7 protein-coding genes are annotated in these 6,465 nt (G+C 71.3%); 6 read left to right on the top strand and 1 reads right to left on the bottom strand.

What is annotated here, in order from left to right:
• Positions 1-810: sensor histidine kinase (locus ABYE80_RS15490; RefSeq protein WP_372791197.1), on the top strand; the 810-nt coding region annotated here is incomplete at its 5' end.
• A gap of 43 nt (positions 811-853) precedes the next feature.
• A complete protein-coding gene (locus ABYE80_RS15485; protein ID WP_372791196.1) occupies positions 854-2,341 on the top strand; it encodes a plastocyanin/azurin family copper-binding protein in 1,488 nt (495 codons plus the stop codon).
• On the opposite strand, the gene ABYE80_RS15480 is transcribed toward ABYE80_RS15485, so the two are convergent.
• Positions 2,331-2,810, bottom strand: coding sequence for a histidine phosphatase family protein (locus ABYE80_RS15480; protein ID WP_372791195.1), 480 nt, complete (start codon positions 2,808-2,810; stop codon positions 2,331-2,333). The genes ABYE80_RS15485 and ABYE80_RS15480 overlap by 11 nt on opposite strands.
• A gap of 96 nt (positions 2,811-2,906) precedes the next feature.
• On the opposite strand from ABYE80_RS15480, the gene ABYE80_RS15475 reads away from it, so the two are divergent.
• The 4 genes from ABYE80_RS15475 to ABYE80_RS15460 all read left to right on the top strand — a co-directional run.
• Complete coding sequence (locus tag ABYE80_RS15475) at positions 2,907-3,509, top strand: TetR/AcrR family transcriptional regulator (RefSeq protein ID WP_372791194.1); 603 nt, start codon at positions 2,907-2,909, stop codon at positions 3,507-3,509.
• Positions 3,506-4,765, top strand: coding sequence for an acyl-CoA dehydrogenase family protein (locus ABYE80_RS15470; RefSeq protein ID WP_372791193.1), 1,260 nt, complete (start codon positions 3,506-3,508; stop codon positions 4,763-4,765). The genes ABYE80_RS15475 and ABYE80_RS15470 overlap by 4 nt, the downstream gene beginning before the upstream one ends.
• Positions 4,765-5,859: a phosphotransferase family protein gene (locus tag ABYE80_RS15465; protein WP_372791192.1), complete on the top strand. Its 1,095-nt coding sequence runs from the start codon at positions 4,765-4,767 to the stop codon at positions 5,857-5,859. Before ABYE80_RS15470 ends, ABYE80_RS15465 begins: the two co-directional genes overlap by 1 nt.
• On the top strand, positions 5,852-6,465 hold a 614-nt coding region (locus tag ABYE80_RS15460), incomplete at its 3' end, for an HAD family hydrolase (protein ID WP_372791191.1). The genes ABYE80_RS15465 and ABYE80_RS15460, both read left to right, overlap by 8 nt.

Below are 6,465 nucleotides of genomic sequence, written 5' to 3'. Positions count from 1 at the left end.
CTGCAGCTGGCGCGCCGCCGGGCCCAGGACCTCTCCGACGCGGCGAGCGGCCTGCGAGCGCTCGAGGGCGCGCTCGAGGCGTCGTCGATCGAGCAGGAGCACGTCCGGGCGGCCTCGCTGGGGCTCGCGGCCACCATCGCGCACGAAGTACGCACACCGCTCTTCGCGATCCGCGGTCTCGCGGAGGTCATGCTCGACGAGCACGAGGCGGACGCCCCGGTCGCCAAGGACGTCGCGATGATCGATCAGACCGCCCAGGAGGCGCTGACGCTCATCGATGAGCAGCTGCAACTCGCCCGCGCCGAGGCGGGCCACGTCTCCCTGCGGCTGGCGAACATCACCGCCGGTGAGGTCGTGGCCGCCCTCCGCGGTCTGATGCGCGTGGTCCCCCGCTCGCGCGAGGTCGCCCTGATCGTGGAGGAGGCGGACCAGGACCTGCCCACCCTGCGCACGGACGCCGGGAAGCTCGCCCAGATCCTGCGCAACCTCGTCTCCAACGCGCTCCGCCACACCAAGAGCGGCGAGGTGCGGGTCTCGACGAAGCTCGCCGAGGACGGTGAGCACATCGCGTTCAGCGTCGCCGACACCGGCGAGGGCATCGACCCGGCGGACCACGACCGGATCTTCGAGCCGTACACGCGCCTGGGCAGCCAGGACGACGGGACCGGGCTCGGACTGCCGCTCGCGCGCCGCCTGGCGCAGCTCCTGGGCGGCACCGTCACCGTCAGCAGCGAGCTCGGTGCGGGGGCGACGTTCACCGCCACGGTCGCGGTTCACTGCGCCGACGCGCCAACATCCACCGCGACGTAGCTCCAGGCTCAAGTCGCGTCCAGCGGCTGCCGATACCAAGCCGATGCCTTCGTCTCGCCCGTTCCCCGGGGCAGCACGGCCGGCGGTCCTCGCGATCGTCGCGGTGGCCGCGGCGCTTCTCGTTCCCACCGCCGCCTCGGCCGCCTCCGCGGGGTCCTCGGCCAAGACGAGCTCGTGCGAGCGCCTTGCGGCTGCGACGGGGGACCGTCCCAGCGAGCAGCGGTGGACCTGCACGTGGGGCCCGATCGACATCGGCGCCTACCAGGTGCGCCAGGACGTGACCTTCGGACTCCCGCGGCCTCCGGTCGACGGGTCGGTCACCAACATGAGCGTCGACGTCACCGACCGCGACCGCACCCGGATCCCGATCCGGCGGCTGATGCTGCACCACATCGTGTTCCTGAACCTCGGCTCGACGCTCGGCGAGAAGCGCGACCGGACGTGCGACGCCTTCGAGATGTGGGACAGCAAGACCTCGCTGCCGGGCTTCGGCGAACGGTTCTACGCGGCGGGCGAGGAGCGCGCCGTCCTGGACCTGCCCGACGGGTACGGCTACCCGTCGCCGGCGTCCGACGGCTGGGCGATGACCTGGATGGTGATGAACCACCGTGGCCGGGCCGACCGGGCCTACATCACCTACGACGTCACGATCGACACCGCGCCGGATCTCCAGCCGGCCGTCCCCTACTGGCTCGACGTGCGCAACTGCAAGGCCGACCCGGTCTACGACGTACCGGGCGGCGGCAAGAAGGGGTCGGTCCACACCCGCCGGATGCACTGGACCGTGCCCGAGTCCGGCCGTCTGATCGCCGGGGCGGGCCACGTCCACGGCGGCGGCAAGGAGCTTCGTGTCACCCAACGCTCGTGTGGGAACCGGACGCTGATCCGCTCACGACCGGCGTGGGGCCTGTCGAGCAACCCGTTCTACAAGGTCAAGCCGATCCTGCACGAGCCCGGTCCGATCGCGATGAGCGCGCTGCGCAGCCCGACGGGGATACCGGTCGCCGCCGGCGAGCGGCTGACGTTGTCGTCGATCTACGACAACAGGCGATTGCACACCCGGGTCATGGGGATCATGGTCGTCTTCCTCGCCCCGGACCCCGCGGTCACCCAGGGCTGCGCCGCGCTGCCGGCCGACACCGCCGAGATCCAGACGACGCGCAAGCACCGCAAGGTCGCCCCGCGCTTCACCGTGCCGCTGACCGGCCTCGACGACGACGGCCGCGCCGTGACGATCAAGCGGCCGTCCGGCAAGACGAAGAAGCTGCGTTCGGGCTCCACGATCACGGTGGGCGACCAGTACTTCCGCGCGGCGAACGTGAAGGTCCGCCGGGGGGCGACGCTGCGGTGGAAGTTCGCCAGCCAGGAGCTGCACAACGTCACAGTGGCGTCGGGCCCGCGCGGGTTCGCCTCCGACAACCTCGACGGCGGTCGCGTCTACCGCAAGAAGCTCACGGCGCGCGGCACCTACAAGATCTTCTGCGCCCTGCATCCGGTGACGATGACCGCCACCGTGAAGGTCACGAAGTAGCGTCGTCCGCGATCGCGCGCAGCTCACGTGGCCGCAGCAGGGCCACGAGCTCGCCTCGTGATCCGTCGAGCTTGATCACGGCGATGCCGCCCTTCTTCATGTCGATGCGGGCGCCGGTGAGGTCGGCCACGACCTGGCTGAAGTCCGGTTCGTGCCCGACGAGCATCACTCGTTCACCGTCCGAGACGGCGGCGAGCAACGCGAGCGCCTCGTCGGCTTCGAGGCCGACCACCGCGTCGTGGACCACCGGGTCCAGCTGCAGCGACTCGCACGCCAGCGCGGCGGTGTCGCGGGCACGGACCTTCGGGCTGGTGAAGACGAGCATCGGCGGCGTGTCGAGTGCGGCGAGCGCGGCGCCCGCCGCACGCGCCTGCTCCTCACCGCGGGCCGTGAGGCGGCGCTCGGGGTCGGACCGCACGCCGTGCGGTTCGGCCTCGCCGTGGCGCAGCAACCAGAGCTGACGAGACATACGTGGCGCACCCTACTGGGCCGGCGCGGGCGAAACGCGACGTCGGTGCGGTCCGGACGGTTGACGCCCCAGCGGCATTCGCATACTCTCGGGTATGTGAGTACGTCGCCCACGACGAGAGCCGCGGCGGCCGCCGCCACCCGCGACCGGCTCATCGAGGCGGCGATCGACCGCTTCGCGACCGACGGCGTCGCCGCCAGCTTCGACCAGGTCGCGACCGACGCGGGCGTCACCAAGGGCGCCCTGTACCACCACTTCGCCTCGAAGGACGGGCTGATCGAGGCCGTCTACCGCGAGACGATCCACCGCCACGCCGAGCAGGTGATCGCCGCGTCGAGCATCGGCGACGGCCGGACCCGCCTGTTCTCGCTCATCGACGAGAGCGCCCGCCTGTACGGGTCCCGCACGCCGTTCTACACGCTGCTCGTCCGCTTGCACCTCGAAGCCGGCACGAGCCGGCCGAACCTCGCCGAGATCGCGCAGCGCGTCCAGCGCCGCCAGCGCACCTACATGATCGAGTGCGTGCGGACCGGCCAGGCCGACGGATCGATCACTGCGGCCGTCGACGCCGAGGCCGTCGGCCTGACCGTCAACGCCGCGCTCCAGGGCTTCCTCGTCCAGCGCCTCGAATCCCCCGAGACCCAGCTCGTCTGGGTCGCCAAGTTCCGATCCCTGATGGAAGGACTCCTCTCCCCATGACCTCCGCCCCCTCGACCCTGGCCCCGCCCAGCGTCATCGACTTCACCGTGCCCGCCGAGGTCCAGGCGGTGCTCGATCGCGTCCGCGCGTACATCGAGGAGGACGTCCTCCCCGCCGAGTCCGAGATCGTGGACCACACCGACATCCTCGCGAGCTGGGACGTCGTGGAGCGCCTGCGCGACAAGGCGCGTGAGCGCGGCATCTTCACCCCCCACCTGCCGGAGGAGTGGGGCGGCCTCGGCCTCGGCGTGCTCGCGATGTCGCTGGTGTCGCAGGAGTGCGGCGTCAGCGGCCTCGCCTCGCTGGGCCTCAACGCGATGGCGCCGGACGAGGGCAACATGCACACGCTCCTGATCGCGGGCAACGACGCGCAGAAGGAGCAGTTCCTGCGCCCGCTCGCCGAGGGCCGGATCCGCTCGTGCTTCGCCATGACCGAGCCGGACGTCGCCTCCTCCGACCCGACGAACCTCGAGACCACCGCCGTGCGCGACGGCGACGAGTGGGTCCTCAACGGCCGCAAGTGGTGCATCACGGGCGCCATCGGCGCGGCGTTCAGCATCGTCGTCGCCAAGACGGGCACCGACGAGGCCGCCGGTCACCGCAACTACTCGCTGATCCTGGTGCCGTGCGACACGCCCGGCTGGGAGGTCGAGAAGGACCCGGAGTGGATGGGCGCGCACCTCGTGGGCGGGCACCCGTACATCTCGATGACCGACGTTCGCGTGCCGGCCGAGAACCTGCTGGGACAGGAGGGCGAGGGCTTCGTGATCGCCCAGAAGCGCCTGGCCGGAGGCCGCCTCGCACACGCGATGCGGTGGATCGGCGTCTCGCAGCGCGCCCTCGACCTCACGACCCAACGGCTGCTGCAGCGCAAGGCGTTCGGCAAGGAGCTCGCCCGCCACCAGGGCCTGCAGTTCATGGTCGCCGACAGCGCGATGGACCTGTACGCGTCCCGGCTGATGGTGCTGCACGCCGCCTGGAAGGTCGAGCACGGCCTGCCCTACCGGCAGGAGATCGCGATGACCAAGACGTTCGTGTCCGAGGCCCTGGGACGGATCGTCGACCGGGCCGTGCAGATCCACGGCGCGGCCGGCATCGCCATGGAGCTGCCGATCGCCCAGTGGTACACGGACGCGCGGGCAGCGCGGATCTACGACGGGGCGTCGGAGGTGCACCGCATGACGATCGCCCGGGAGTGCCTGAAGCTCGCGATGCAGGGGCAGTCCACCAAGCAGGCGACCGGGGATCTCTTCTGATGGCGTCGGTGCAACTCGCCGCCGACGACGTCGTCGAGACCCACGAGGAGGGCGCGGCGAACTCGCGCCCGCCGCTGCTGGTGCTCGAACCGCTGCGCGCGTTCCTCGACGAGGCGGGGATCGGCGCCGGCGAGCCCGAGATCGCCGTGACCCCGGTCGGCGACGGGCACTCCAACCACACGTTCGTGCTGGCCCGCAGCGGGCAGGAGGTCATCCTCCGCCGTCCGCCGCGAGGGCCGCTGCCGCCGTCGGCGCACGACATGCTGCGCGAGGCGCGCGTCCTCACCGCCGTCCAGCCGACCCCGGTCCCCTCCCCCGCCGTCCTGGCCACCTGCGCCGACGAGACGGTGATCGGCGCGCCGTTCTACCTCATGGAGAAGATGGAGGGACACGTCGTCACCGACGCGGTCCCCGAGGTGTTCGACACGCCGGAGCAGCGCCGGGTCATGAGCGACTCGCTGGTCGACGCCCTCGTCGAGATCCACGCGGTGGACTGGCGGGCGGCCGGGCTCGGGGAGGGCTTCGGCAAGCCGGACGGCTATCTCGAGCGACAGGTCAAGCGGTTCCTGGGGCTGTGGGAGCACAACAAGACCCGCGAGATCCCCGAGGTCGAGCGGGTCGGTGCGTGGCTCGGCAGGAACATGCCGCAGCAGACGGACTCGACGATCGTCCACGGCGACTTCCGGCTGGGGAACGTCATGCTGTCGAACGACGCTCCGGCCCGGGTCATCGCCGTGTTCGACTGGGAGATGTCGACGATCGGCGACCCGCTCGCCGACGTGGGCTACCTCCAGATGATGTGGAGCGAGGCGACCGACCCTGACGGCGGCATGTTCGAGCTCAACCGCGTCACCCGCGCCGAGGGCTTCCCGACCCGGGCCGAACTGGTCGCGCGCTACGAGGAGCGCAGCGGCCGGTCGATGACGGACATCCGCTGGTACACCACGCTCGCGCTGTGGAAGGCGATCGTGTTCATGGAGGGCAACTACAAGCGGGCGACGTCCGGGGCGACCGACGACCCGTTCCTGCAGTCCTTCGGCGAGGGCGTCATCGAGCTCGCACGCCGCGCCGAGGAGGTGTCGCAGGGTGCCTGAGCGCAGCGGACTGCTCCTGGACTGGGGCGGTGTGATGACCACCAACCTGTTCGAGGCGTTCTCGGCCTTCTGCGCCGAGGAGGGCCTCGCGCTGGAAGCGGTGGCGCAGGCCTTCCGCGACGATCCCGCGGCGCGCGAGGCGCTCATCGACCTGGAGTGCGGCCGCATCGAGATCGACGCCTTCGAGCCGCGGCTGGCCGTCGCGCTCGGCCTCGCCGAGGACCGTGCGACCGGCCTCGTCGGACGCCTGTTCGGCGCTGTCGCCCCGGAGCCCGCGATGCTCGACGCCGTCGTCGCCCTCCGTGCGGGCGGCGTGCGGACCGGCCTGCTGTCGAACTCCTGGGGCGGGGCGTCCTACGACCGCGCCCGGTTCACGGAGCTGTTCGACGTCCTCGTCGTCAGCGGCGAGGAGGGGATGCGCAAGCCGGACCCGCGGATCTACGAGCTCGCGCTGCGGCGCATCGGCCTGCCCCCCGAGGAGGTCGTGTTCGTCGACGATCTGCCGTTCAACCTCAAGCCACCGCGCGAGATGGGGATCCACACGATCCACCACACGAGCGCGGCGGAGACGATCCCCCAGCTCGAGGAGCTGCTCGGGGTGCGGGT

Origin of the sequence: Paraconexibacter sp. (genome assembly GCF_041602235.1) — a bacterium.
Classification (GTDB): Bacteria; Actinomycetota; Thermoleophilia; order Solirubrobacterales; family Solirubrobacteraceae; genus Paraconexibacter.
The sequence above is the reverse complement of the archived record's forward strand: the minus strand, read 5'-3'. Positions and strand labels throughout refer to the sequence as shown.

Bases quoted from the DNA above. Each gene is read 5' to 3' on its own strand.
- ABYE80_RS15485 (WP_372791196.1), top strand. From the start codon at position 854: ATGCCTTCGTCTCGCCCGTTCCCCGGGGCAGCACGGCCGGCGGTCCTC.
- ABYE80_RS15480 (WP_372791195.1), bottom strand. From the start codon at position 2,810: ATGTCTCGTCAGCTCTGGTTGCTGCGCCACGGCGAGGCCGAACCGCAC.
- ABYE80_RS15465 (WP_372791192.1), top strand. From the start codon at position 4,765: ATGGCGTCGGTGCAACTCGCCGCCGACGACGTCGTCGAGACCCACGAG.
- ABYE80_RS15470 (WP_372791193.1), top strand. From the start codon at position 3,506: ATGACCTCCGCCCCCTCGACCCTGGCCCCGCCCAGCGTCATCGACTTC.